We start from the raw sequence: 22269 nt of genomic DNA on the forward strand, positions 1-22269 counted from the left end.
TCTTGCGTTTCCAACCTTACCAGACCGTTTTCCCTACCGTTTCCGGTTCGGAATTCAATCCAATGGCCGTTGGAGAAGCCATTTGCCTTTCGGCGCGTTCACTACTTTAGCCGAATCCCGTAGCAACTCATAATTGAGTTCAACGGGCGAATTTCGGCATGCCGAAATCGCACCCGATTTGGGTCGATCGTGAGTAGTGGATGGCCGCTTCGGGTTGCTGAACAGCAGGGCCCGTTTCAAGCGGCTCGGGCTACGTTAGGCGTCCCGGGAGGACGAGTCAAGTTGCCCTGCGGCGAGGCGCGTGGGCCCGGTATGGGCTCACCGTCGGGTCCGTGTCGATCCAGTAGCGCCATGGGTGGTGGGCGCCGTCGCCGCCGACGCCCGTGCGTGGGCCGTTGCGTACCTGGTCAAGCCGCGGCGGGGTGCCGGTGAGCAGGGACAAGGGAGCCGGTGGGCCGGTGCAGAGGTCGGTGCCGTTCAAGGTGCGGTCGACGTCGAGGGCTGTGGCCAGGCGGGCCGGGCCTTTGGCCAGTTCCTTGTCATGACGGGCCGAGAATCGACGTTTGCGAGCCAGTTCGCTGCCTACCCGGATCTCGCCGGCGCGCAGCAGGATGCCGCTCGCCGTGCCCTCGGGGCCGCACACCACGTTCAGGCAGTGCCACATCCCGTAGGTGAAGTAGACGTACGCATGACCGGGCGGACCGAACATCACGTCGTTGCGTGCGGTGCGACCGCGGAAAGCGTGGGAGCCGGGGTCGAGTTCACCCGCGTACGCCTCCACTTCGGTGAGGCGCAACTCGATGGGTCCGTCTTCGGTCAGGCGTGCAAGGGTGCAGCCAAGAAGCTCGGGGGCGACCTCCAGTACAGGGCGGTCGAAGAACTCCCGGGGCAACGGCGTACGGTCGGGGCTCTCGATCATGGCGTCCGAGGGTACCGGGGAACCGACTACGGTCGTCGGGCGTATGTAGGGGTCAGGACCTAGAGGGACGTAGAAGGAGAGTCATGGGCTTCAAGAAGATGCTCGCCAGCCTGGGCGCCGGGGGCGCCTCCGTCGAGACGGTGCTCACCGAGCAGAACGTCGTGCCGGGCGGTGTCGTCCAGGGTGAGGTACGCATCCAGGGCGGCTCGGTTGATCAGGGGATCGAGGGACTCTCCGTCGGTCTTCAGGCGCGGGTCGAGGTCGAGGGCGGTGAGCAGGAGGTCAAGCAGGACATCGAGTTCACCAAGCAGCGGCTCGGCGGCGCGTTCGAGGTGCGGGCCGGTGCGGTGCATGTGGTGCCGTTCGGGCTGGAGATTCCGTGGGAGACGCCGGTGACGAGCATCGCCGGTCAGCAGCTGCGCGGGATGAACATCGGTGTGACGACGGAGCTGGAGATCGCGCGGGCCGTGGACTCGGGCGATCTGGACCCGATCAATGTGCACCCGCTGCCGTCGCAGCAGGCGATTCTGGATGCCTTCATCCAGCTGGGCTTCCGCTTCAAGAACGCGGACATGGAGCGCGGGCACATCCGTGGGACGCGGCAGCGGCTGCCGTTCTACCAGGAGATCGAGTTCTTCCCGCCGCAGCAGTACCGAGGGCTGAACCAGGTCGAGCTGACGTTCGTCGCGGACGACCGCGAGATGGACGTCATCGTGGAGATGGACAAGAAGCCGGGTCTGTTCAGCGAGAGCAGTGACTCGTACAAGGCCTTCAAGGTCGGCCACCACGACTTCCAGTCGACCGACTGGGCGGCCTTCCTCAACCAGTGGCTCGCGGATGTCGGCGGGCGTCGCAACTGGCTCTAGGCCAGGGCCTAGGCTCGGTTCCGGCAGGCAGGCAGAACAGCCGAATCGGAGGTTCAGACGTGACCGAGCTCAACAGGGCGCCTCTTCCGCATGACTTTCTTCCGGCGGTGCCGTCGTTCACGGTGGTGAGCGACGACATCGCGCCCGGGTCGGTGTTGAAGGACGCTCAGGTCTACGCGGCGGGCAACACCTCGCCGCATCTGCGCTGGGAGGGCTTCCCGGCGGAGACCAAGAGCTTCGCCGTGACGTGCTTCGATCCGGACGCGCCCACGGGCAGCGGGTTCTGGCACTGGGTGCTCTTCGACCTTCCGGCGTCGGTGACTGAGCTGCCGGCCGGCGCGGGCTCCGGGAAGTTCGAGGGGCTGCCCGACGGCGCCGTTCAGGTCCGTAACGACTACGGGTCGAAGGATTTCGGCGGCGCCGCTCCGCCGGCGGGTGAGAACCACCGTTACGTCTTCACCGTGTACGCGGTGGACAGCGAGAAGCTCGGGCCGGACGCGGATGTGTCACCCGCTGTCGTGGGCTTCAATCTGCGGTTCCACACGATTGCCCGCGCGCAGTTGATCGCTGAGTACCAAGGTCCCTCGAAGCACTGAGTCTTCGTACTGACCGTTCGTACTGACCGTTCGTTTGTTGTTTGCCCTGCCCTGGTCTTGGAGAGATCAGGGCAGGGCATCTTTTATTGCGTTGTCCATCTCGGCGCGCCCGGCCAGAGTTGATCCGAGCCCAAGGCCCGCAACAGGGGCTGGGCAGGCGAACGGGAGGTGGGCGAGATGCGGGACACGCTGGTGCTGAATGCGAGCTTCGAGCCGCTGTCGACGGTGACACTCAACCGTGCGGTGGTGCTGGTGCTCCAGGACAAGGCTGTCGTCGAGCAGGCCCACCCCGGACTTCGTGTGCGTGCGGCCGCGGTCGATCTTCCGGTGCCGCGGGTGATCAGGCTCTGCAGATATGTCCGGGTGCCGTTCCGAAGACAGGCGCCGTGGTCCAGGCGGGGTGTGCTGGTCAGGGACCAGCACCGGTGCGCGTACTGCGGCAGGCGCGCCACGACCGTGGACCACGTGGTGCCGCGGTCGCACGGTGGTCAGGACAGCTGGCTGAACACGGTTGCCTCGTGCGCCGAGGACAACCACCGCAAGGCGGACCGTACGCCGGAGCAGGCGGGCATGCCGCTGCTGCACCAGCCGTTCGTGCCGTCTCCGGCGGACGCGATGCTGCTGGGAATGCGCGCCGGTGAGCGGTCGGAGCTGCCGGGCTGGCTGGTGGCGCAGCCCGCGGCGTAACGCCTGATCGGGTCGTGAGCCCGCCCTCGGACGACGAGGGCGGGCTCTTCTTTTGCGTTGTGCCGGGTGGCGTCGCGCGCCTGGCGTCTCAGCGGAGCAGCAGTTGGACGATCGCGACAGTGCCGACCACCACGATCACGCCGCGCAGTGCCGCCGGCGGCAGGCGGCGGCCGATCTTCGCGCCGAACTGGCCGCCGATCGCCGAACCGACCGCGAGCAGCAGGACCACCGTCCAGTCGAAGTCGGCGACGAAGAGGAAGAAGAGCGCGGCGATGCTGTTGACGACGGCGGCGAGGACGTTCTTGACGGCATTGAGGCGCTGCAGGGTGTCGTCGAGCAGCATGCCCATCAGCGAGAGGTAGATGATCCCCTGTGCCGCGGTGAAGTAGCCGCCGTACACGCTGGCGAGCAGCAGCCCGGTGAAGAGCAGCGGGCCGCCGTCCGGATGCGCGTCGGTGCCGTTGCGGTCGCGGCGGCGCTGGACGGCGCGGGCGATGCGGGGTTGCAGCACCACCAGGACGAGGGCGAGCGCGACGAGCACCGGCACGATGGTCTCGAAGGCCGTCGCAGGCAGCGTCGTCAGCAGTACGGCTCCGCAGATGCCGCCGATCGCGGCCGCGACGCTCAGGCGCAGAACGCGGTCGCGCTGGCCCTTGAGCTCGGCGCGGTAGCCGATGGCTCCGCTGATCGAGCCGGGGATCAGGCCGAGGGCGTTGGAGACGGTCGCCGTGACCGGCGGGAGGCCGGTGGCGAGGAGCACCGGGAAGGTGATCAGCGTTCCGGAGCCGACGATGGTGTTGATCGTGCCGGCGCTGATGCCCGCGGCGAAGACGGCGAGCATCTCCCAGATGGTCACGCTGTGCCCCTCGATGATCGGTGCCTGCTGCACCGATCATGCCTGATCACCGAGGCGCGTCAGTCGACCGGGGGCTCCTCGCGCCGCTCCTTGCCGGTGTTGAACCCGGGTCCGCCGCCGGAGCCGAGGTTGCCGAAGGCTCCGGACAGGCCCTTGAGCGCGTCGCCGATCTCGCTGGGCACGATCCAGAGCTTGTTGGCGTCGCCCTCGGCGATCTTCGGGAGCATCTGGAGGTACTGGTAGGAGAGCAGCTTCTGGTCCGGGTCGCCGGCGTGGATGGCTTCGAAGACCGTACGCACGGCCTGGGCCTCGCCCTCGGCACGCAGGGCCGCGGCCTTGGCCTCACCTTCGGCGCGCAGGATCGCGGACTGCTTCTCACCTTCGGCGGTGAGGATCTGTGACTGCCTGATGCCCTCGGCGGTGAGGATCGCGGCGCGCTTGTCCCGGTCGGCGCGCATCTGCTTCTCCATCGAGTCCTGGATGGAGGTCGGCGGCTCGATCGCCTTGAGCTCGACGCGGTTGACGCGGATGCCCCACTTGCCGGTGGCTTCGTCGAGGACGCCGCGCAGGGCCGCGTTGATCTCCTCGCGGGAGGTCAGGGTCCGCTCCAGGTCCATGCCGCCGATGATGTTCCGCAGGGTGGTGACGGTGAGTTGCTCGATCGCCTGGATATAGCTGGCGACCTCGTACGTGGCGGCCCGGGCGTCGGTCACCTGGTAATAGATGACGGTGTCGATGTTGACCACGAGGTTGTCCTGCGTGATCACCGGCTGCGGCGGGAACGGAACGACCTGTTCCCGCAGGTCGATGCGGTTGCGGATGGAGTCGATGAACGGGACCACGATGTTCAGGCCCGCGTTCAGGGTGCGGGTGTATCGACCGAACCGTTCGACGATGGCGGCGCTGGCCTGCGGGATGACCTGGATCGTCTTGATCAGTGCGATGAAGACCAGCACCACCAGAATGATCAGGACGATGATGATCGGTTGCATCGCGTTCCCTGTGCCCTTCGCTGCCGGATGAGTGTGATGATCGAGTTTCCCAGAACATGGCCTGGTCTGGGGGGCGTTCGGGCTGGTTGTCTTACATGACTACGGCGGTGGCTCCATCGATCTCGACGACGTCGACCTGCTGTCCGGCCTCGAAGGTCATCGTGGCGTCGAGTGCGCGCGCGGACCAGACCTCACCGGCGAGCTTGATACGGCCGCCGCTGCCGTCGACCCTTTCCAGCACGACCGCCTGGCGGCCCTTGAGCGCGTCGACTCCGCTGGCGAACTGCGGGCGTTGGGCTCTGTGACGGGTCGCGATCGGCCGTACGACGGCGATGAGGGCGACGGAGACCACGGCGAAGACGAGTACCTGGGCGACTGTGCCGCCGCCCAGTGCCGCAACGACGGCCGCGGCGACCGCTCCGGCGGACAGCATTCCGAATTCGGGCATGGCGGTCAGGACGAGCGGAATGCCCAGTCCGACAGCACCGATCAGCCACCACACCCACGCGTCGATTTCCACATGGTCATGGTAGGTCCGCCGGTCGTCGTGGGGACAGGGGGCGACGGCGCCGTTGGGATCCGGACAGCCGTGCCCGCGGGGCCTGTTGGCCGTACCGGGCAGTGAGTGGAGTGTCAGCCGAGCGGGAGGCCCTGGGCGGTCCAGCGTTCGCCGTTGCGCTCGACGAGCAGCGGGAGGCCGAAACAGAGCGAGAGATTGCGGGAGGTGAGCTCGGTCTCCATGGGTCCGGCGGCCAGCACCTTGCCCTGACGGATCATCAGGACATGGGTGAAGCCCGGCGCGATCTCCTCGACATGGTGCGTGACCATGACCATGGACGGTGCGTATGGGTCGCGGGCCAGCCGGCCGAGACGGCGGACCAGGTCCTCGCGGCCGCCGAGGTCGAGGCCCGCGGCCGGCTCGTCGAGGAGCAGCAGCTCGGGGTCGGTCATCATGGCGCGGGCGATCATGGTGCGCTTGCGCTCGCCCTCGGAGAGCGTGCCGAACTTGCGCTCCAGGTAGTCCGTCATGCCGAGCCGGTCGAGGAAGGCGCGGGCCCGCTCCTCGTCGACGGCGTCGTAGTCCTCGTGCCAGGTGGCGGTCATTCCGTACGCGGCGGTGAGGACGGTCTGCAGCACGGTCTGGCGCTTGGGCAGCTTCTCGGCCATGGCGATGCCGGCCATGCCGATGCGGGGGCGGAGCTCGAAGACGTCCACGGCGCCGAGGCGCTCGTCCAGGATTCTCGCCGTGCCGGTGGTCGGGAAGAGGTAGCTGGACGCGATGTTGAGGAGGGTGGTCTTGCCCGCGCCGTTGGGGCCGAGGATGACCCAGCGCTCGCCCTCCTTGACCGACCAGGAGACATCGTCCACCAGAGCGCGTCCGTCGCGGACCACGGATACGTCCACCAGCTCCAGTACATCGCTCATGAGCGCGTTGTCTCCCCATGCAATCGTCTTGAGGCATTTGGGTGCTTTATGCACCTGTGGGCACAGCTTCCAGGGAAAACCTACGCCACCGGCCGGGTGGACCCGCCCCCCGGCCCGGTCCCTAGGCTGGGTCCATGCTTTCCGAACCACGCTCAGGACGACTGGCCGCATGGGGAAATGCCCTGTTGGCCGGACTTGTATCGCCGGACGACGCGGCGCTCGCGATCGTCGCGGACGACGCGGTGCACCGGGTGGAGGGGCTCCCCGGCGAAGCGGCCCCGGTCGGGCTCACGCTCGCGCTGGGGCGGCTGCGAACGCTCGGGGTGACCGGGTACCGGGTCGCGCTCCCCGCGCCCGGGCATCCACTGGGGCTCAGCGGCCCGCCGGAGTTCAACGCGCGGGCGCTCGACTCGGAGGAGGCCGTCGTCGCCACGGGCGCGGCCTACGGCCTTGTGCCCGAGGTCTACGAAGCCGGGCCCGCCGGAGACGTTCATGTGGAGGTGGCCTGGCACTGTCTGCCGGTGCGCGAGGCCCCGCCGGCGGACGTGCCGTCGCTCGGGGAGGCGGAGCGGGAGCTGGCGGAGGCGCTGCGGGAGGCGACGGACGCGCTGTCGCAGCTCGATGTGGCGGCGTCGGGTCCGGTGGCGGAGGCGGCGATCGACGCCTACCGGGCTCGTGCGGAGCGCGGCCGCGAGGCGCTGGCTCCCGGGTATCCGCCGCGTGCGGTACGGGTGTTGGAGCTGGCTCAGCGGGTCGCGCTGCTGGTCTCGGTGGCGTACGAGAACGGGCACGGCGGTGCGGTGAGCGCGTCCGAGATGGCGGCGCGCGGTGAGTTGCTGCGGCCGGTGGAACGGGTGGCGAGACGGGCGCAGGTGGCCGCGTACAACGCGTATGTGGAGGAGCGGGAGCGCGGGGCGCGCTGACGCGAAGCCCAGCCCAGCGGGGCGCGTCAGGAAGGGTCGGCCCCCGGGGCCCAGGTGATTGCCCGGGCCCCGGGGGCCGTTCACCGGCTCCGCGGAACGTCAGCCGTTGATGCCGAGGTTGCCGAACGCGGGGTTCAGCAGGCCGATCACATTGACGCTGTTGCCCACGACGTTCACCGGGACGTGGACCGGGGCCTGGATCAGGTTGCCGGAGGCAACACCCGGGGAGCCGACCGCCGCGCCTTCGGCGTGCGCACCGTTGGTGGCGGACGCGACACCGGCACCGGCGGCGACCAGGCTGCCGGCGACCATGGTGAGAACAGCGGCCTTCTTCAGGTTCTTCACTTCGAAATCCTCCTGGGCAATCGCTGCGGCAGTCCGCCGCAGCACGCCATGGAGAACGGCGCCGAGTCGATCAGGATGCGCCGGACGGGTGACATCCACCCGACAGTATGAATCTCAGATCGGAGGGAGACGGTCCGGTTGACCCGGCCGTCAGCCCGCAAGACCGTGCCGTACGGCCCACAGTGCCGCCTGGGTGCGGTCCGCCAGGTCCAGCTTCATCAGGATGTTCGAGACGTGTGTCTTGACCGTCTTCTCGGACAGCACGAGCGCCCGGGCGATCTCGCGGTTGGACCGGCCGTCGGCGATCAGACCGAGGACCTCGCGCTCCCGCTCGGTGAGCGTGCCGCCGCGACCCGTGCCGCTGCTCGGGTCGTCCTGGGACAGCAGCGCCCCGGCGACCTCCGGCTGGAGCAGCACATGGCCCGCGTGCACGGAACGGATGGCGCCGGCCAGCGCCTCCGGGTCGACGTCCTTGTAGACGTACCCGGACGCTCCGGCGCGCAGCGCCGGGACCACGGTGCGCTGTTCGGTGAAGCTGGTGACGATCAACACCTTGGCCGGGTTGTCGAGTTCGCGGAGCTTGCGGAGCGCCTCGATGCCGTCCATGCCGGGCATCTTGACGTCCATCAGCACGACGTCGGGCCGCAACTCCTCGGCGCGGGCGATGCCTTCGGTTCCGTCCGCGGCCTCGCCGACCACCTCGATGTCGTCCTGGATCTCCAGGAAGGTACGCAGTCCTCGCCGGACCACCTGGTGGTCGTCGACCAGCAGGACCCGAATCTTGTCAGCCACCGGGGACCTCCATCTCGATGGTCGTGCCTTTGCCCGGCGCGGACTGCACGGTGAGCTTTCCGCCGACGCCACCGGCCCGGTCGCGCATCGAGACGAGTCCCAGATGGCGGCCGGCCCGGCGGACCGAGCGCGGTTCGAAACCCTTGCCGTTGTCGGTGACGCTGAGGACGGCACCCGGGCCGCGGCGTGCCAGGACCACATCGACCTGGTCCGCGCCGGAGTGCCGCAGCGCGTTGTGCAGGGCCTCCTGGGCGACGCGGAGCAGAGCCTCCTCCTGGGCCGCGGGCAGGGCGCGGGTGCCGCAGGTGTCGAAGGTGACCTTGGCGCTGTGCGCGCGGTCGAGGACCTGGACGTGCGTACGGAGCGTGTTGACCAGGCCGTCCTCGTCGAGAGCCGCAGGACGCAACTCGACGACGGCGGCGCGCAGTTCGTCGGCCGCCTCGGCGGCAAGCACGGCGACCTGCTGCAGCTCGCCCTTGGCGCGGGACGGGTCGCGGTCCACGAGAGCGGCGGCGGCCTGCGCGGTGAGCCGGAGCGAGAAGAGCTTCTGGCTCACCGCGTCGTGCAGTTCGTGCGCGAGGCGGGAGCGCTCCTCGGCGATCGTGAGCTCGCGGCTGCGCTCGTAAAGCCGGGCGTTGGTGAGGGCTATCGCGGCGTGCTGCGCGAGGATCGAGAGCAGTTCCTCGTCCTCGGCGGTGAAGCCACAGCTCCCGTCGGGCTTCGGACACCTCTTGTTCGCGAGGAAGAGCGCGCCGATGACCTCGTCGCCGTCTCTGATCGGCAGGCCCAGGAAGTCGGACATGTCCGGGTGGGCGGACGGCCAGCCCTCGAAGCGCGGGTCCTTACGTACGTCCGCCAGCCGCTCCGTCCGGGCGTCCCTCAGCATCGCGGCGAGGATGCCGTGCTGCCGTGGCAGCGGGCCGATCGCCTTCCACTGGGCGTCGCTGACGCCGTCGACCACGAACTGCGCGAAGCCGCCGTGGTCGTCCGGGACGCCCAGCGCCGCGTACTCGGCGTCCAGGAGCTCGCGCGCCGAGGCCACGATCGTCTTCAGCACGTCGCGCACCTCGAGATGCCTGCTCATCGCGAGGAGCGCGGTGCTCACGGCGGCGAGGCCGGAGCTCGGTCGGTGGCTCATGACCTCACCGTACCTGCGGGGTGTGACAGTCCGTATCGGGCCGGGGACGCAGCCGCTCAGGGCCAAGGACCTAGGTCGAAGTGCCTTGCCGGATGGGGTCCCGGGCACGAGGCGGCGAGGGCGGTGGCGTTTCTACGTTGGGGTCATCGACGCGGACAAGACTCGGACAAGGGGATGGACGTCATGCCGGTTGCGGTGATCACAGGGGCTTCGAAGGGTCTTGGGCACGCTCTCGCGACGGCGCTCGCCGAGCGGGGCTGGGATCTGGTGCTGGGTGCCAGGACCGCGGACGTACTGCGGGAGAGCGCACACAAGGTGGAGGCGCACGGGACGCGGGTGGTGGCGGTGGCCGGGGACGTCACCGATGCCGGGCACCGGGCGGAGCTGCTGGCCGCGGCCCACCGGCTCGGCGGCCTCGATCTGCTGGTGAGCAATGCGAGCGCGCTGGGCGCCGAGCCGCTGTTGCGGCTGGACGCGCTGCCGCTGGAGGGGCTGCGGGCGGCGCTGGAGACCAATGTGGTCGCGGCGCTGGGGCTCGTACAGGAGGCACTGCCGCTGCTGCGGGCGGCGGACGCGGGCACGGTGATCGCGGTCAGCTCGGACGCGGCCGCGGAGGCGTACGAGACCTGGGGCGGCTACGGGGCCTCCAAGGCGGCCCTTGACCACCTGGTCGCGGTTCTCGGGGTCGAGGAGCCTCGGCTGCGCGTGTGGGCGGTGGATCCGGGCGACATGCAGACGGATCTGTACGCGGCGGCCGTACCGGACGACGACGATCCGCGCCCGTCGCCGCAGTCCGTGGTGCCCGGTTTCCTGCGGCTGCTGGACGAGCGGCCGGTCAGCGGGCGGTATGCGGCTCCGGCGTTGGGGGCCGAGCTGTGAGGTCCGGGTCAGGAGGCTCACTGGAGGCGCTGTGGGTGCCCGAGGAACTGTCAGCCCGGGTGCCGGCCGAAGTGCGCGGTTCGGGCCGGGACGACGTGCGGCTCCTTGTCTCACGCGGCACCCGGGTCTCCCATCACGCCTTCCGCGACCTTCCCGGGCAGCTGCGTGCCGGTGACGTCCTGGTCGTCAACACCTCCCCCACGCTGCCCGCCGCCGTCAACGGGAGGGTCGGCGGCGAAGCGGTCGTCGTGCACTTCTCGACCCGCGGCGACGACGGCCGGTGGGCCGTGGAGCTGCGCTGCCCGGACGGCCACGGCAGCACTGTGCGGCGCGCAGGCGGCCCCGCGGGAGCGGCCGTACGGCTTCCTGGAGGCGAGCGGCTCGTACTGGAGGAGCCGCTGGCGGCGGGCGGGGACCGGCTGTGGTGGGCGTCGGTGTCCACTGCGGTGCCGGGGCTGCTGCGCCGCTACGGGCGGCCGATCCGCTACCGGTACACGGCGCAGGACCAGCCGCTGTCCGCCTATCAGACGGTTTTCGCGCTGCCGTCCGCGGACGGCAGCGGGTCTGCGGAGATGCCGAGTGCCGCCCGGCCCTTCACTCCGGGCCTGGTGGCGGAGCTGGTGAGCCGGGGCGTGCAGTTCGCTCCGGTGACCCTGCACACCGGTGTGGCGTCGGCGGAGGCGCACGAGCCGCCGTATCCGGAGCGCTTCGAGGTCCCGGCGACGACGGCATGGCTGGTGAATGCCGCGCGGGCGGGCGGCGGGCGGATTGTGGCGGTCGGGACGACGGCCGTGCGTGCCCTGGAGTCGGCGTCCGGGCTTGACGGGGTGGTCCGGGCGGCCGCCGGTTGGACCGATCTGGTCATCACTCCCGAGCGCGGCGTACGGGCCGTGGACGGACTGCTGACCGGCCTGCACGAGCCCGAGGCCTCACACCTTCTGATGCTGGAGGCCATCGCGGGACGGGAGGCGCTCGGCCTTGCGTACAAGGAGGCGCTCCGTCGGCTCTATCTCTGGCACGAGTTCGGCGACAGCCACCTCATACTTCCGGGCAATATCCCTCACTCTTTGAATTGCTGACGCAACGCATGGTGAGACCGCTACTCGCCCGATGTGAGGCCGCGCATAGGACGCAGATCACTTACGAGGCTCCCTAGTGGAGACAAAAAGGGCGGATGAGCGGGGACTGAGCTGGAGAAACGGGGTCATTCGGACACCCTGATCCACTATCGCGGATCGTACGTCACACCTTTGCCAGGGCATTTTGCTGGCGCTAAGAATTGCAGCCGTCGCCCGCCGAGCAGGCGCAGCGCCACCCGGCCTGAGCGACTCCCGCTATTCGAACGAGGTATGACTGTATGTCCGCGTCCAGCACCCGCCTGACCAAGACCCACAAGGTCTCGATCGCCGGTATCGCCGCCGCCGCCGTCGCAGCCCTCACCTTCTCTCTCGTGCCGGGCAACTCCGCCGAGGCCGAGAACCTGGCTGCGTCGAACGCCGCCGAGCAGGTTTCGGCCGCCGACGCCGCCAAGGCGCACGCCCTGCACAAGGCTCACGTCGTTGCCAAGTCCAACGCGCACGCCAGGCACATGGCGCACGTCGTGGCGACGTCCAACGCCCACGCCAAGCACAAGGCGCACGTCGTCGCCAAGTCCAACGCCCACGCCAAGCACAAGGCGCACGTCGCGGCCAAGGCCAACGCCGCCGCGAAGAAGACGGCGGCCGCCAAGGCCGCTGCCAAGAAGCGCTCCGGCGACCAGGCCGCCAGCCGTGCCGCAGCCCGCACGCCGATCTTCGCCAACAACCTGGACGGCTGGATCAAGGAAGGGCTGTCCATCATGAAGAAGCACGGCATCCCGGGCACGTACGACGGCCTGCACCGCAACATCATCCGTGAGTCCGGTGGCGACCCGAACGCCATCAACGACTGGGACATCAACGCCATCAACGGCGTCCCGTCCATCGGCCTGCTGCAGGTCATCAAGCCGACCTTCGACGCTTACCACGTCGCCGGCACCAAGAACAGCCAGTACGACCCGGTCGCCAACATCGTCGCCGCGGCCAACTACGCCGCCGACCGCTACGGCTCGATCGACAACGTCGACAGCGCCTACTGAGCCCACCTGACGGAGGCTCGGCAGTAGCCGAAGGGCGGCACCCCGCACGGGGTGCCGCCCTTCGGCGTGTCCTGAACGCTCCTACTTGCGCATGACCTCGGGCTCGTGGCGGCGCAGCAGCCGGGCCACCGCGATGCCGCAGAGCACGCCGATCACCAGCAGGATCGTGATGTTCATGCCCCACTGGCCTGCCGTGTGCTCCCAGAGCGGGTCCAGGTCGTCCGGCTTGTTCGGGTCCCACGGCGGCATCAGGTGCGACAGGTCGAGCGTCGCGGCAGCACCGGCGATGGCCCAGCGGGACGGCATCAGCCAGGCGAACTGCTCCAGGCCGGGCGAACCGTAGACCTGGAAGAGGATGCCCGTGAAGACGACCTGGACGATGGCGAACATAACCAGCAGCGGCATGGTCTTCTCGGCGGTCTTCACCAGCGAGGAGATCACCAGGCCGAACATCATGGACGTGAAGCCGAGCGCGATCACCACGAGGCAGATCTCGACGGCCGGCGGCATGATCAGGCCCTCCGCGGGCAGCTCGCGGGTCGCGAAGCCGATGCCGCAGATGATGACGCCCTGGATGGCCGTGATCACGCCGAGGACGATCACCTTGGACATCAGATACGCCGAGCGGGCCAGGCCGGTGGCCCGTTCCCGTTCGTAGATGACCCGTTCCTTGATCAGTTCTCGTACGGAGTTGGCCGCGCCCGAGAAGCACATGCCGACCGCGAGGATCAGCATGATCGTGCCGGCGTCGCCGTTGAACTTGTTCGGCGGGGTGGGCGGCGCGAGGCCGAACTTCGCCGGGATGACCACGCTGACCAGGCCGAGCACCGCGGGCAGGATCACCATCAGGCCCATGAAGCCCTTGTCGGACGCGATGACCGAGGAGTACCGGCGGATCAGCGTCCACAGCTGGGAGCCCCAGCTCTGCGGCTTCGGCGGGCGCATCTGCTGCGGCGGTGGCATGCTCACCGACTGCGCGGCGACGGCGTCGATGTCCGCGGCGTACATCTGGTAGTGCTGCGAGCCCTTCCAGCGGCCCGCCCAGTCGTAGTCGCGGTAGTTCTCGAATGCCGAGAAGACATCGGCCCAGGTGCTGTAGCCGAAGAAGTTGAGCGCTTCCTCCGGCGGGCCGAAGTACGCCACCGAGCCGCCGGGCGCCATGACGAGGAGCTTGTCGCAGAGCGCCAGCTCGGCCACGGAGTGCGTGACCACCAGGACGGTCCGGCCGTCGTCCGCGAGGCCGCGCAGCAGCTGCATGACATCGCGGTCCATGCCCGGGTCGAGACCCGAGGTCGGCTCGTCCAGGAAGATCAGCGACGGCTTGGTCAGCAGCTCCAGCGCGACGGAGACGCGCTTGCGCTGACCGCCGGAGAGCGAGGTGATCTTCTTTTCCTTGTGGATGTCGAGCTTGAGCTCGCGCAGCACCTCGTCGATACGGGCCTCGCGCTCGGCGTCCGCGGTGTCGCCGGGGAAGCGGAGCTTGGCCGCGTACTTGAGCGCCCTCCGGACGGTGAGCTCCTTGTGCAGGATGTCGTCCTGCGGGACCAGACCGATGCGCTGACGCAGTTCGGCGAACTGCTTGTAGAGGCTGCGGTTGTCGTAGAGGACGTCGCCCTGGTTGGCGGGCCGGTAGCCGGTGAGCGCCTTGAGCAGGGTGGACTTGCCGGAGCCCGAGGGGCCGATGACGCCGATCAGCGACTTCTCCGGGACGCCGAAGGAGACGTCGCGCAGGATCTGCTTGCCGCCGTCGACCGTCACCGTCAGATGGCGGGCGGAGAAGGAGACCTCGCCGGTGTCGACGAACTCCTCGAGCCGGTCGCCGACGAGACGGAAGGTCGAGTGACCGACGCCGACGATGTCGTTCGGACCGAGCAGCACGGTGCCGGACTTGGCGATCGGCTGGCCGTTGACGTAGGTGCCGTTGTGGGATCCGAGGTCACGGATCTGGAAACGGCCGTCGGGTGTGGCCGTGAACTCGGCGTGGTGGCGCGAGACCTGGAGGTCGGAGACGACCAGGTCGTTCTCGAGCGCACGGCCGATGCCCATGACCCGGCCGAGCGCGAGCTGGTGGAAGGTGGTCGGGCTGCGGTCCCCGTACACCGGCGGAGCCCCCGCGAGTCCGCCGGAGCCGGGTCCCTGCTGCTGCGGCACATGTGCCTGCGGCTGCTGCCAGCCCTGCTGTCCCTGAGCCTGTGCGGGTGGCTGCTGCCAGCCCTGTTGCTGCGGTTGCTGGGCCGGGGCCTGGTGGGCCGGGGCCTGCTGCTTGGCCGCCTGCTGCTGCGGGGCCGCGCCCTGGGCGCTGTACGCCCCGGCCGCGGCACCGGTGAGATTCAGCCGCGGTCCGTCGGTGGCGTTGCCCAAGTGCACGGCCGAGCCGGGGCCGATCTCCATCTGATGGATTCGCTGGCCCTGTACGTAAGTGCCGTTGGTGCTGCCGTGGTCTTCGATCACCCAACTGCGCCCGCCCCAGCTGATGCTGGCATGGCGCCACGAGACCCTGGCGTCGTCGATCACCAGGTCGCCCTGCGGATCACGCCCCAGGGTGTATGACCTGGACGGATCGAGGGTCCAGGTCCTTCCGCTCAATTCCAGTACGAGTTCCGGCACTCCATGCCCCACTAGTTGTCCCCCGGGTTGCTCCCATCACAGGGAGTCTAGGGATGGCGAACATCGTGGGGAACTATTTCAGGCGCGGTCCCGTATCCGAAAGTCGGGCCTTGTGAAGACCGCGTTCCGGCTGCCCGTTGACGGAGGAGAAACACGCCCGGAGAGTAGTAAGCACCCATCAGTCCGTACGGATCATGCGCGACTGGGGACAACTGGGGCAAACCCAGCAGGGATCGGGGGGTCCGGATGGATGCGAGCGGCAGCGGCGACAAGGTGCCCTGGGTCGATGTGGTGCTGGCGTCGATCGCCGCGGTGAGCTGGTCACTGGTGGGCATGGCCGGTGCCGCGGCACTCGGACTGCATCTGCTGGGCGCGGATTCGGCGGGCGATCTCGCGCCGATGACCGCGGCCGTGGTGGTACTCGCGGTGAACGGGTCGGTAAAACCGAGCGGCGACGTGTCGGCGTTCGGCCTGGAGGGTGCACAGGCGACGACCGCCGTCGAGATCACGCCACTCGGAGTGGGACTGGTCGGCGCACTGCTCCTGGCGTACTTCTTTCTACGTTCGCTGCGGCGGTCGGGGCCGTACATCTCGGTGACCGAACTCGCCGCGCGGGCGGGCGGCGTGGTGGTGCTGTTCGTGGCGACCGTCGGCGGTCTTGCGTGGGCGGGCCATGACGTCATCACCATCGACGGGAAGCAGCTGGGGCTCGATGCCGGCCAGGTGCCGGGACTCGGCGGCGGCGCGGACGGCGTCGAGATTCCCGGACTCGGCGACATCGGTGACATCGGCGGGCTGCTGCCGGACCGGCTGGGCGATCTGGCGGACGCGGAGGCGGCGGTCGGCTTCAGCGTGAACACCGCGGACTCGCTGGCGGGCGCGCTGTTCTGGGTGCTGGGCGTGCTGGTGATCTCGCTGCTCGCCTCGCGGCGTTCGCCGCTGCCGCGCGCGGCCGTGTGGCAGGCGGTGGCGAAGGCCGTGCGGCCCGCGGCCTCCGCGATGGTGGCGGTCCTGCTGGTCGCGGTGCTCGCCGGGTACGCGGCAGCGGCGTATGCGGCGATCGGCGACGACCATCCGAAGAGGATCGCCGGAGCGGCGCTGCTGGGCGCCCCCAACGGCGTATGGCTCGGGATCCCGCTCGGTCTCTTTGTGCCGTGGGACGGAGAGGCGACGGGCGAGCTGGCGAAGCTGCTGCCGGATCCGCTCGACGAGCTGCTGGCGGTCTCGGCGGACGAGCCGGTGACGGTGGGCGGGCTGGCCGAGCTGGACCAACGGGTCTGGCTGCTGGCCGTTGCCACGGCGGTGATGATGCTCTACGCCGGTGTGCTGGCGGCCTCCCGTACACCGGTCGGCGGCCTGGGAGCGGCGGGTTTCGCGGGCCGGTGCGCGGTCCGTCTCGGCGCGGTGACGGCGCTGACGCTGCCGCTGCTGGTGTGGCTGACGGATGTGTCGGCCGATGCGTCGCTGTCGGTGCTCGGCTTCGACGCCTTCGGCGCGGGCATCGAGCTGCACGGCCAACTGGGCATGGCACTGCTGCTGGGCGCCGGGTGGGGAGCGGTGGCCGGTGGTCTCGGCGCGCTGCTGGTGTACGCGACTCGGGGCCGCCGCCCGGAGCCGGTGGCTCCGGTGGAAGGGCCCGGCCCGTACCACCCGGCGGAGCCGTACCGGCCGGCGAACGCCGACACCAACCCGTATCTGCGCCCGCCGCCCGGCCTCCACGGCGCCCCGACGATGGCGGGCCCGATGCCCACCCAGCCGCCGCGCCCCAAGCCCCCGCCGGAACCGGAAGACGGCCCACCGCCACCGCGGCCGCCGGGCAGGCCACGGACGGGCCGCTAGCGGCCTGGCCAGGCCGGGCGGCCCGGGTGCGGGCGGCCCGGGTGCAGCCCGGCGGGTTGTCCGGCGGGTTGTCCGGCGGGTTGTCCGGCACTCGGGACGCGCCGTCTCGACGTAACCTTCGCCGGATACGGTGGAGGAACCATGAGCGCAACGCAGAACTCCGACGTACGCACCCTTCTCGTCAAGATCTTCGGGAAGGACCGTCCCGGGATCACCGCCGGGCTCTTCGACACACTCGCCGCCTACTCCGTCGACGTCGTCGACATCGAGCAGGTCGTGTCCCGGGGCCGACTCGTCCTCTGTGTCCTCGTCACCGCGCCCGTCGGCGGCGCCACCACCGAGGGTGAGCTGCGGGCCACCGTCCACGGCTGGGCCGAGTCGCTGAAACTGCAGGCCGAGATCATCTCCGGCACGGGCGACAACCGGCCGCGCGGCAGCGGACGTTCGCATGTCACCGTGCTCGGGCATCCGCTGACCGCCGAGTCCACCGCGGCCGTCGCCACCAGGATCGCCGCCACCGGCGGCAACATCGACCGTATCTTCCGGCTCGCCAAGTATCCCGTCACCGCCGTGGAGTTCGCGGTGTCCGGTACGGAGACCGAAGTGCTGCGCACCGTGCTCGCCACCGAGGCGGCCGGAATGGGCATCGACGTGGCCGTGGTGTCGGCCGGACTGCACCGCCGGGCCCAGCGCCTGGTCGTGATGGACGTCGACTCGACGCTGATCCAGGACGAGGTCATCGAGCTGTTCGCCGCTCACGCGGGGTGCGAGGACAAGGTCGCCGAGGTCACGGCCGCCGCGATGCGCGGAGAGCTGGACTTCGAGCAGTCCCTGCACGCCCGTGTGGCGCTGCTCGAAGGGCTGGACGCCTCCGTGGTGGACAAGGTCCGCACGGAGGTCCGGATGACTCCCGGCGCCCGGACCCTGATCCGTACGCTCAAGCGTCTCGGCTATCAAGTGGGCGTGGTGTCCGGCGGGTTCACGCAGGTCACCGACGATCTCAAGGAACGGCTCGGGCTGGACTTCGCCTCGGCGAACACGCTGGAGATAGTGGACGGAAAGCTCACCGGCCGGGTCGTCGGCGAGATCGTGGACCGGGCGGGCAAGGCGCGGCTGCTGCGCAGGTTCGCCGCGGAGGCCGGGGTGCCGCTCGCGCAGACGGTGGCGATCGGCGACGGCGCCAACGATCTGGACATGCTCAACGCGGCCGGGCTCGGTGTCGCGTTCAATGCCAAGCCGGTGGTGCGCAAGGCCGCGCACACGGCGGTCAATGTGCCGTTCCTGGACACCGTTCTGTATCTGCTGGGGATCACCCGCGAAGAGGTCGAGGCCGCGGACGGCGAAGGCGCCGAGCACTGACCGCGTCGGCGGCGGACGTACGAGGGCCCCGGCGCGCGGTTCGCGCCGGGGCCGATTCATGTGCTGGATTCATGGCCGGACAGGTGTGACGGCTGTTTACGAGTGGGGCGCCCAGTACTCGAGCAGTGTGCCCACGCCGTGCTCGAGGGACTTCCAGGAGCCGGTGAAGCCCACGACCGCGACGGCCGCCGTCGGGAACCCGCTCTGGGTCATCCGCGCCAGGGCGTCACCCTCCGTCTTGCCCGCAAGCGCGTCCGCGAGCGCGTGCACTCCGGGATTGTGGCCGATCACGAGCAGGTCGTTGACCTCGTCCGGGGTCTCGTTCAGCAGCGCGATCAGGTCTCCGAGCGAGGCTTCGTACAGCCGCTCCTCGTACACCGTCTTCGGGCGGTGCGGCAGCTCGTGCACGGCCAGCTTCCACGTCTCGCGGGTTCTGGTCGCGGTCGAGCACACCGCCAGATCGAAGGCGATCCCGGTTTCGGCGAGCCTGCGGCCCGCTTCCGGGGCTTCCTTCCGGCCGCGCTCGGCGAGCGGGCGCTCATGGTCGGGCACCTGCGGCCAGTCGGCCTTCGCATGCCTGAGGAGAACGATCCTGCGGGATTCGGGAGGTCCGGGGGGTGTCCCTCCGGAAGACACGGCGACGCTCATGCACCCCAGCTTCGCATGAAATGAGCCAACGGGCGCAGGGTGTTGACGGGCTCCCCCACGACGGGTGAATCCGTCGGCCGACCCGTCACCGGGTCATGAACGGCCATTAGCGGGACAGCGTGTGCTGGAGGTGCTCGATGATCTGGCCGACGGCCGGGTCGCCACCGGCGGCCCGCGCCTGCGCCGGATCGGCGATCAGCACAAGCAGTACGGCGAAGGCGAGCACGGGCAGGGCCAGGGCCCACCACGGCAGCCGGCTGTCGGCACTGCCCTGGGCGTGGGACCGGGTGTGCGTGTGGGCCGGCATGGCCGCCTCCGTGGCTCCGTGGGTCTGCGGTGTACTGCTTCAAACCTACGGATCATGAGCACGCTTCCCCATCCGGTGACCCACCTACTTCACCCTGACCCTGACCCCCTAAGGGTTGGTGGTGCTAGCCCCCCTTTCTGGCGCTCGGTTCGCCTCCGGGGCGCTTCAAGCGTGTGCCGACGGTCGATCGTGCTCGATCCCTCGTTCCTCGGGACCTCCGCCCGCGCGGCGGTAGCCGCACATCGATGCCGGCCTCCCTTTCGACACCCGCGCGCCCCTTCGGCTCACTCGCGTCATCGTGCGGGTGGACAGCATCAACGCACAGGTCGGAGCCGGGCGATGGGCGTCACGGCGAGGCGATGGACGCGATGACGGCGATCACGATCGTGACGGCGATCATCGTGCCGAAGACGAGCAGGAGCTTCTTCTGGCCGTTCGGGGGGTTCGGGTCGAGCACAGGCATGGAGTCAGTCTCGCATCTCAGCATTCGTCCTCGATCGTCCGGTCCCGGCCGGCCAGAATCCCGACCACGATCTGCGGCACGATCAACCCCGCCATCAGCGCGATCGGCAGTCCCCAGCCGCCGCTGTGCTGGTAGAGCACGCCCACCAGCAGCGGTCCGGGGATGGAGATCAGATAGCCGGTGGACTGCGCGAAGGCCGAGAGCCGCACGACACCCGCGCCCGTCCGCGAGCGCATCCCGATCATGGTGAGGGCCAGCGGGAACGCGCAGTTGGAGATCCCGAGCAGCACCGCCCAGGCCCAGGCTCCCGCCGCCGGCGCGAAGAACAGGCCCGCGTAGCCGGTCAGTCCGCACAGGCCGAGTGCGACCACGATCGGGCCCTGGTTCTTCAGCCGGGTGGCAAGCCGCGGGATGACGAAGGCGAGCGGCACGCCCATCACCATGGTCACGGCGAGCAGTACGCCGGCCGTTCCGGCCGGGACGCCCGCGTCGCGGAAGATCTGCGGCATCCAGCCCATCGTGATGTACGCGCCGGTGGCCTGGAGCCCGAAGAAGCAGGCGAGCGCCCAGGCCGTGGGGCTGCGCGTGACCCGCGGGCCCCGACCCTCCCGCGCGGCCGCGCCGGGCGTCCCGGTCCGGACGGCTGCGCTGCGGTCCCGGACCAGGAAGATCCACGGCAGTACGGCGAGCGCGGCGAGCAGCGCCCAGACCGCGAGCCCGGTCCGCCAACTGCCGCCGAGGGCCTCGGTCATGGGGACGGTCGCCGCGGCGGCGACGGCGGTGCCGAGGGCCAGGGCCATGGAGTAGAGCCCTGTCATCGAGCCGACGCGGTCGGGGAAGTACCGCTTGACGATCACCGGCATCAGGACGTTGCTGACGGCGATGCCCATCAGGGCGAGCGCGCTGGCGGCGAGGAACCCGGCCGTACCGCCCGCGAAGGGCCTGATCAGCAGTCCGGCGGCAATGGCGGCCAGGCCCGCGCAGACGACGGCGCCGGAGCCGAAGCGGCGGGCGAGCCGGGGGGCCGCGATGCCGAAGACCGCGAAACACAGCGGCGGCACGGAGGTGAGGACGCCGGCCACGCTGCCGCTCATGTGCAGCCCGGTCCGTGCCTCTTCGAGGAGCGCGCCAAGGCTGGTGATGGCGGGACGGAGATTGAGCGCCGCGAGGACGATGCCGACCATGACGAGCCGCGTGAGCCAGACCGTGCAGCGGGTGGCGTCTGTGGACTCCACGGAGGAGCCCACAGAGGTACGGTCCGAAACAGCGGGGTGCGAAGGCATGGCCCCATCATAGAATCATGGGATGATTGGTTGTCCAGTCTTGAACCAAGACGTCAGTCAGGCCTTGAACCAAGGAGCACGATGTCGCTGACCTCTCCCCGGCGTTCGGGGCTCTCCGACCAGGTGATCGCGCAGCTGCGGACCCAGATCACCTCGGGCGCGTGGCCGGTCGGCTCACGGATCCCCACCGAGCCGGAACTGGTCGAGCAGCTCGGCGTGGCCCGTAACACCGTCCGCGAGGCGGTCCGGGCGCTCGCGCACAACGGGCTCCTGGACATCCGGCAGGGCTCCGGCACCTATGTCGTGGCGACGAGCGAGCTGGCGGGTGTGATGCACCGCCGCTTCTCCGAGGCCGACCCGCGGCACATCGCCGAGGTCCGCTCGACACTCGAGTCGTCGGCCGCGCGGCTGGCGGCGCAGCGGCGTACGGCCCGCGACCTCAAGCAGCTGGACGCGCTCCTCGCACGCCGCGAGGAGGCGTGGGACGGCGGCGACGCGGAGACGTTCGTCGCCGCGGACGCGACCTTCCATCTGGCCGTGGTGGCCGCCTCGCACAACGACGTACTCATCGAGCTCTACGCCGACCTCGTCGATCTGCTGCGGGACTGGCTGCGTGACGACGTGGGCCGCGAACTGCGCCCGGAGAACCACATGGACCATGCGCGGCTGGTCGAGGCGATCCGCGCGGGCGACGGCGACACGGCGGCGTCGGAGGCGGCGGGCTATCCGTTCATGTGCCTGCGGAGTCCCGAAGCGGCTGGTGGCTGACCCAGACCGCACTGATCTCCTTCCAGCAGCGCTCGGTGAGCTCCAGATACCCGGCCGGGCCGATCTCGACGGGAGCGCCGTCGACGTCGATGTCCCACCAGCGGGCGCACTCGACGTGCAGCCGTATCCGGTCGATGGCGGGATAGGGGTTGTGGCAGTACGCGACGGCCCGCGAGCCGTCGATCTCGGTGCGGCAGTCGGCCTCGTAGACCGGCGGCTTCGGCTCTTGACGGTGCTGGCGGTGCTGTTGGGAGACGGCGTTCTGAGTGGGCCAGAACAGGACGGTCACGGCGGCCAGTACGAGCGCGGAGCGCCAGGTCTTATGCACAAGCAGGACCTCCTCGGCCGTACTGCGGCGCGATAGCCGCGGCTGCACCACAAGGGGGATTGCTACGTCCAGCCTCGCCGCTGGAGCCGTTCGCCGCGCGCGCTCGCACCCGAACGGGCGACGCCCCGCTCCC

At 69.7% G+C, this 22269-nt stretch carries 24 protein-coding genes; 10 read left to right on the plus strand and 14 right to left on the minus strand.

What is annotated here, in order from left to right:
* Positions 1-277 precede the first annotated feature (277 nt).
* The gene (locus tag ACH4YL_RS32365) at positions 278-919 is read right to left on the minus strand and encodes a DNA-3-methyladenine glycosylase (RefSeq protein ID WP_398511056.1); all 642 of its coding nucleotides are present in this window, start codon (positions 917-919) and stop codon (positions 278-280) included.
* 83 nt (positions 920-1002) lie between these two features.
* On the opposite strand from ACH4YL_RS32365, the gene ACH4YL_RS32370 reads away from it, so the two are divergent.
* From ACH4YL_RS32370 to ACH4YL_RS32380, 3 genes are all read left to right on the plus strand, one after another.
* Positions 1003-1785, plus strand: coding sequence for a sporulation protein (locus ACH4YL_RS32370; RefSeq protein WP_398511057.1), 783 nt, complete (start codon positions 1003-1005; stop codon positions 1783-1785).
* 59 nt (positions 1786-1844) lie between these two features.
* Complete coding sequence (locus tag ACH4YL_RS32375; RefSeq protein ID WP_398511058.1) at positions 1845-2381, plus strand: YbhB/YbcL family Raf kinase inhibitor-like protein; 537 nt, start codon at positions 1845-1847, stop codon at positions 2379-2381.
* A gap of 177 nt (positions 2382-2558) precedes the next feature.
* A complete protein-coding gene (locus ACH4YL_RS32380) occupies positions 2559-3068 on the plus strand; it encodes an HNH endonuclease (RefSeq protein WP_398511059.1) in 510 nt (169 codons plus the stop codon).
* An 88-nt stretch (positions 3069-3156) separates the two neighbouring features.
* On the opposite strand, the gene ACH4YL_RS32385 is transcribed toward ACH4YL_RS32380, so the two are convergent.
* From ACH4YL_RS32385 to ACH4YL_RS32400, 4 genes are all read right to left on the minus strand, one after another.
* On the minus strand, positions 3157-3924 hold the full coding sequence (locus tag ACH4YL_RS32385) for a sulfite exporter TauE/SafE family protein (protein ID WP_398511180.1): 768 nt from the start codon (positions 3922-3924) through the stop codon (positions 3157-3159).
* A 59-nt stretch (positions 3925-3983) separates the two neighbouring features.
* Complete coding sequence (locus ACH4YL_RS32390) at positions 3984-4916, minus strand: SPFH domain-containing protein (RefSeq protein ID WP_398511060.1); 933 nt, start codon at positions 4914-4916, stop codon at positions 3984-3986.
* 91 nt (positions 4917-5007) lie between these two features.
* Complete coding sequence (locus ACH4YL_RS32395; protein ID WP_398511061.1) at positions 5008-5436, minus strand: NfeD family protein; 429 nt, start codon at positions 5434-5436, stop codon at positions 5008-5010.
* A gap of 113 nt (positions 5437-5549) precedes the next feature.
* Complete coding sequence (locus ACH4YL_RS32400; RefSeq protein ID WP_398511062.1) at positions 5550-6341, minus strand: ABC transporter ATP-binding protein; 792 nt, start codon at positions 6339-6341, stop codon at positions 5550-5552.
* A 134-nt stretch (positions 6342-6475) separates the two neighbouring features.
* On the opposite strand from ACH4YL_RS32400, the gene ACH4YL_RS32405 reads away from it, so the two are divergent.
* The gene (locus tag ACH4YL_RS32405; RefSeq protein ID WP_398511063.1) at positions 6476-7264 is read left to right on the plus strand and encodes a hypothetical protein; all 789 of its coding nucleotides are present in this window, start codon (positions 6476-6478) and stop codon (positions 7262-7264) included.
* A gap of 99 nt (positions 7265-7363) precedes the next feature.
* Here ACH4YL_RS32405 and ACH4YL_RS32410 read toward each other — a convergent pair whose 3' ends face one another.
* From ACH4YL_RS32410 to ACH4YL_RS32420, 3 genes are all read right to left on the minus strand, one after another.
* Positions 7364-7609 (minus strand): chaplin, encoded by a 246-nt coding sequence (locus ACH4YL_RS32410; protein ID WP_398511064.1) that lies wholly within the window; start codon positions 7607-7609, stop codon positions 7364-7366.
* Positions 7610-7759: 150 nt separating this feature from the next.
* The gene (locus ACH4YL_RS32415; RefSeq protein WP_398511065.1) at positions 7760-8401 is read right to left on the minus strand and encodes a response regulator; all 642 of its coding nucleotides are present in this window, start codon (positions 8399-8401) and stop codon (positions 7760-7762) included.
* Entirely contained in the window at positions 8394-9539 is a 1146-nt protein-coding gene (locus tag ACH4YL_RS32420) for a GAF domain-containing sensor histidine kinase (protein ID WP_398511066.1), read from the minus strand. Before ACH4YL_RS32420 ends, ACH4YL_RS32415 begins: the two co-directional genes overlap by 8 nt.
* Before the next feature lie 183 nt (positions 9540-9722).
* Here ACH4YL_RS32420 and ACH4YL_RS32425 point away from each other — a divergent pair, with 183 nt between their 5' ends.
* From ACH4YL_RS32425 to ACH4YL_RS32435, 3 genes are all read left to right on the plus strand, one after another.
* The gene (locus ACH4YL_RS32425; protein WP_398511067.1) at positions 9723-10418 is read left to right on the plus strand and encodes an SDR family NAD(P)-dependent oxidoreductase; all 696 of its coding nucleotides are present in this window, start codon (positions 9723-9725) and stop codon (positions 10416-10418) included.
* Positions 10415-11497, plus strand: a complete 1083-nt coding sequence (locus tag ACH4YL_RS32430; protein ID WP_398511068.1) for an S-adenosylmethionine:tRNA ribosyltransferase-isomerase — start codon at positions 10415-10417, stop codon at positions 11495-11497. Before ACH4YL_RS32425 ends, ACH4YL_RS32430 begins: the two co-directional genes overlap by 4 nt.
* A 278-nt stretch (positions 11498-11775) precedes the next feature.
* Positions 11776-12534, plus strand: a complete 759-nt coding sequence (locus ACH4YL_RS32435) for a transglycosylase SLT domain-containing protein (protein ID WP_398511069.1) — start codon at positions 11776-11778, stop codon at positions 12532-12534.
* An 81-nt stretch (positions 12535-12615) separates the two neighbouring features.
* On the opposite strand, the gene ACH4YL_RS32440 is transcribed toward ACH4YL_RS32435, so the two are convergent.
* A complete protein-coding gene (locus tag ACH4YL_RS32440; RefSeq protein ID WP_398511070.1) occupies positions 12616-15141 on the minus strand; it encodes an FHA domain-containing protein in 2526 nt (841 codons plus the stop codon).
* Positions 15142-15387: 246 nt separating this feature from the next.
* Here ACH4YL_RS32440 and ACH4YL_RS32445 point away from each other — a divergent pair, with 246 nt between their 5' ends.
* Both ACH4YL_RS32445 and serB read left to right on the plus strand, forming a co-directional pair.
* Positions 15388-16980, plus strand: a complete 1593-nt coding sequence (locus ACH4YL_RS32445; RefSeq protein WP_398511071.1) for a streptophobe family protein — start codon at positions 15388-15390, stop codon at positions 16978-16980.
* Between the two features lie 141 nt (positions 16981-17121).
* Positions 17122-18339: a phosphoserine phosphatase SerB gene (gene serB, locus ACH4YL_RS32450; protein ID WP_398511072.1), complete on the plus strand. Its 1218-nt coding sequence runs from the start codon at positions 17122-17124 to the stop codon at positions 18337-18339.
* 96 nt (positions 18340-18435) lie between these two features.
* Here the strand turns inward: serB and ACH4YL_RS32455 are convergent, their stop codons facing one another.
* From ACH4YL_RS32455 to ACH4YL_RS32470, 4 genes are all read right to left on the minus strand, one after another.
* On the minus strand, positions 18436-18987 hold the full coding sequence (locus ACH4YL_RS32455) for a SixA phosphatase family protein (protein WP_398511073.1): 552 nt from the start codon (positions 18985-18987) through the stop codon (positions 18436-18438).
* Positions 18988-19093: 106 nt separating this feature from the next.
* On the minus strand, positions 19094-19294 hold the full coding sequence (locus ACH4YL_RS32460; RefSeq protein ID WP_398511074.1) for a hypothetical protein: 201 nt from the start codon (positions 19292-19294) through the stop codon (positions 19094-19096).
* A 346-nt stretch (positions 19295-19640) separates the two neighbouring features.
* Complete coding sequence (locus ACH4YL_RS32465) at positions 19641-19757, minus strand: SGM_5486 family transporter-associated protein (protein ID WP_398511075.1); 117 nt, start codon at positions 19755-19757, stop codon at positions 19641-19643.
* Between the two features lie 17 nt (positions 19758-19774).
* Positions 19775-21040: a CynX/NimT family MFS transporter gene (locus ACH4YL_RS32470; protein WP_398511076.1), complete on the minus strand. Its 1266-nt coding sequence runs from the start codon at positions 21038-21040 to the stop codon at positions 19775-19777.
* 81 nt (positions 21041-21121) lie between these two features.
* Between ACH4YL_RS32470 and ACH4YL_RS32475 the strand changes: the two genes are divergently transcribed.
* The gene (locus ACH4YL_RS32475) at positions 21122-21808 is read left to right on the plus strand and encodes a FadR/GntR family transcriptional regulator (protein ID WP_398511077.1); all 687 of its coding nucleotides are present in this window, start codon (positions 21122-21124) and stop codon (positions 21806-21808) included.
* Here the strand turns inward: ACH4YL_RS32475 and ACH4YL_RS32480 are convergent.
* Positions 21771-22136, minus strand: a complete 366-nt coding sequence (locus ACH4YL_RS32480; protein ID WP_398511078.1) for a hypothetical protein — start codon at positions 22134-22136, stop codon at positions 21771-21773. The genes ACH4YL_RS32475 and ACH4YL_RS32480 overlap by 38 nt on opposite strands.
* Positions 22137-22269: the final 133 nt, after the last annotated feature.

Source organism: Streptomyces sp. NPDC020681 (assembly GCF_044334895.1).
In the GTDB taxonomy this organism is placed as follows: domain Bacteria; phylum Actinomycetota; class Actinomycetes; order Streptomycetales; family Streptomycetaceae; genus Streptomyces.

Bases quoted from the DNA above. Each gene is read 5' to 3' on its own strand.
- ACH4YL_RS32365 (WP_398511056.1), bottom strand. From the start codon at position 919: ATGATCGAGAGCCCCGACCGTACGCCGTTGCCCCGGGAGTTCTTCGAC.
- ACH4YL_RS32370 (WP_398511057.1), top strand. From the start codon at position 1,003: ATGGGCTTCAAGAAGATGCTCGCCAGCCTGGGCGCCGGGGGCGCCTCC.
- ACH4YL_RS32380 (WP_398511059.1), top strand. From the start codon at position 2,559: ATGCGGGACACGCTGGTGCTGAATGCGAGCTTCGAGCCGCTGTCGACG.
- ACH4YL_RS32390 (WP_398511060.1), bottom strand. From the start codon at position 4,916: ATGCAACCGATCATCATCGTCCTGATCATTCTGGTGGTGCTGGTCTTC.
- ACH4YL_RS32400 (WP_398511062.1), bottom strand. From the start codon at position 6,341: ATGAGCGATGTACTGGAGCTGGTGGACGTATCCGTGGTCCGCGACGGA.
- ACH4YL_RS32405 (WP_398511063.1), top strand. From the start codon at position 6,476: ATGCTTTCCGAACCACGCTCAGGACGACTGGCCGCATGGGGAAATGCC.
- ACH4YL_RS32420 (WP_398511066.1), bottom strand. From the start codon at position 9,539: ATGAGCCACCGACCGAGCTCCGGCCTCGCCGCCGTGAGCACCGCGCTC.
- ACH4YL_RS32425 (WP_398511067.1), top strand. From the start codon at position 9,723: ATGCCGGTTGCGGTGATCACAGGGGCTTCGAAGGGTCTTGGGCACGCT.
- ACH4YL_RS32435 (WP_398511069.1), top strand. From the start codon at position 11,776: ATGTCCGCGTCCAGCACCCGCCTGACCAAGACCCACAAGGTCTCGATC.
- ACH4YL_RS32445 (WP_398511071.1), top strand. From the start codon at position 15,388: ATGGATGCGAGCGGCAGCGGCGACAAGGTGCCCTGGGTCGATGTGGTG.
- serB (WP_398511072.1), top strand. From the start codon at position 17,122: ATGAGCGCAACGCAGAACTCCGACGTACGCACCCTTCTCGTCAAGATC.
- ACH4YL_RS32455 (WP_398511073.1), bottom strand. From the start codon at position 18,987: ATGAGCGTCGCCGTGTCTTCCGGAGGGACACCCCCCGGACCTCCCGAA.
- ACH4YL_RS32460 (WP_398511074.1), bottom strand. From the start codon at position 19,294: ATGCCGGCCCACACGCACACCCGGTCCCACGCCCAGGGCAGTGCCGAC.
- ACH4YL_RS32465 (WP_398511075.1), bottom strand. From the start codon at position 19,757: ATGCCTGTGCTCGACCCGAACCCCCCGAACGGCCAGAAGAAGCTCCTG.
- ACH4YL_RS32470 (WP_398511076.1), bottom strand. From the start codon at position 21,040: ATGCCTTCGCACCCCGCTGTTTCGGACCGTACCTCTGTGGGCTCCTCC.
- ACH4YL_RS32475 (WP_398511077.1), top strand. From the start codon at position 21,122: ATGTCGCTGACCTCTCCCCGGCGTTCGGGGCTCTCCGACCAGGTGATC.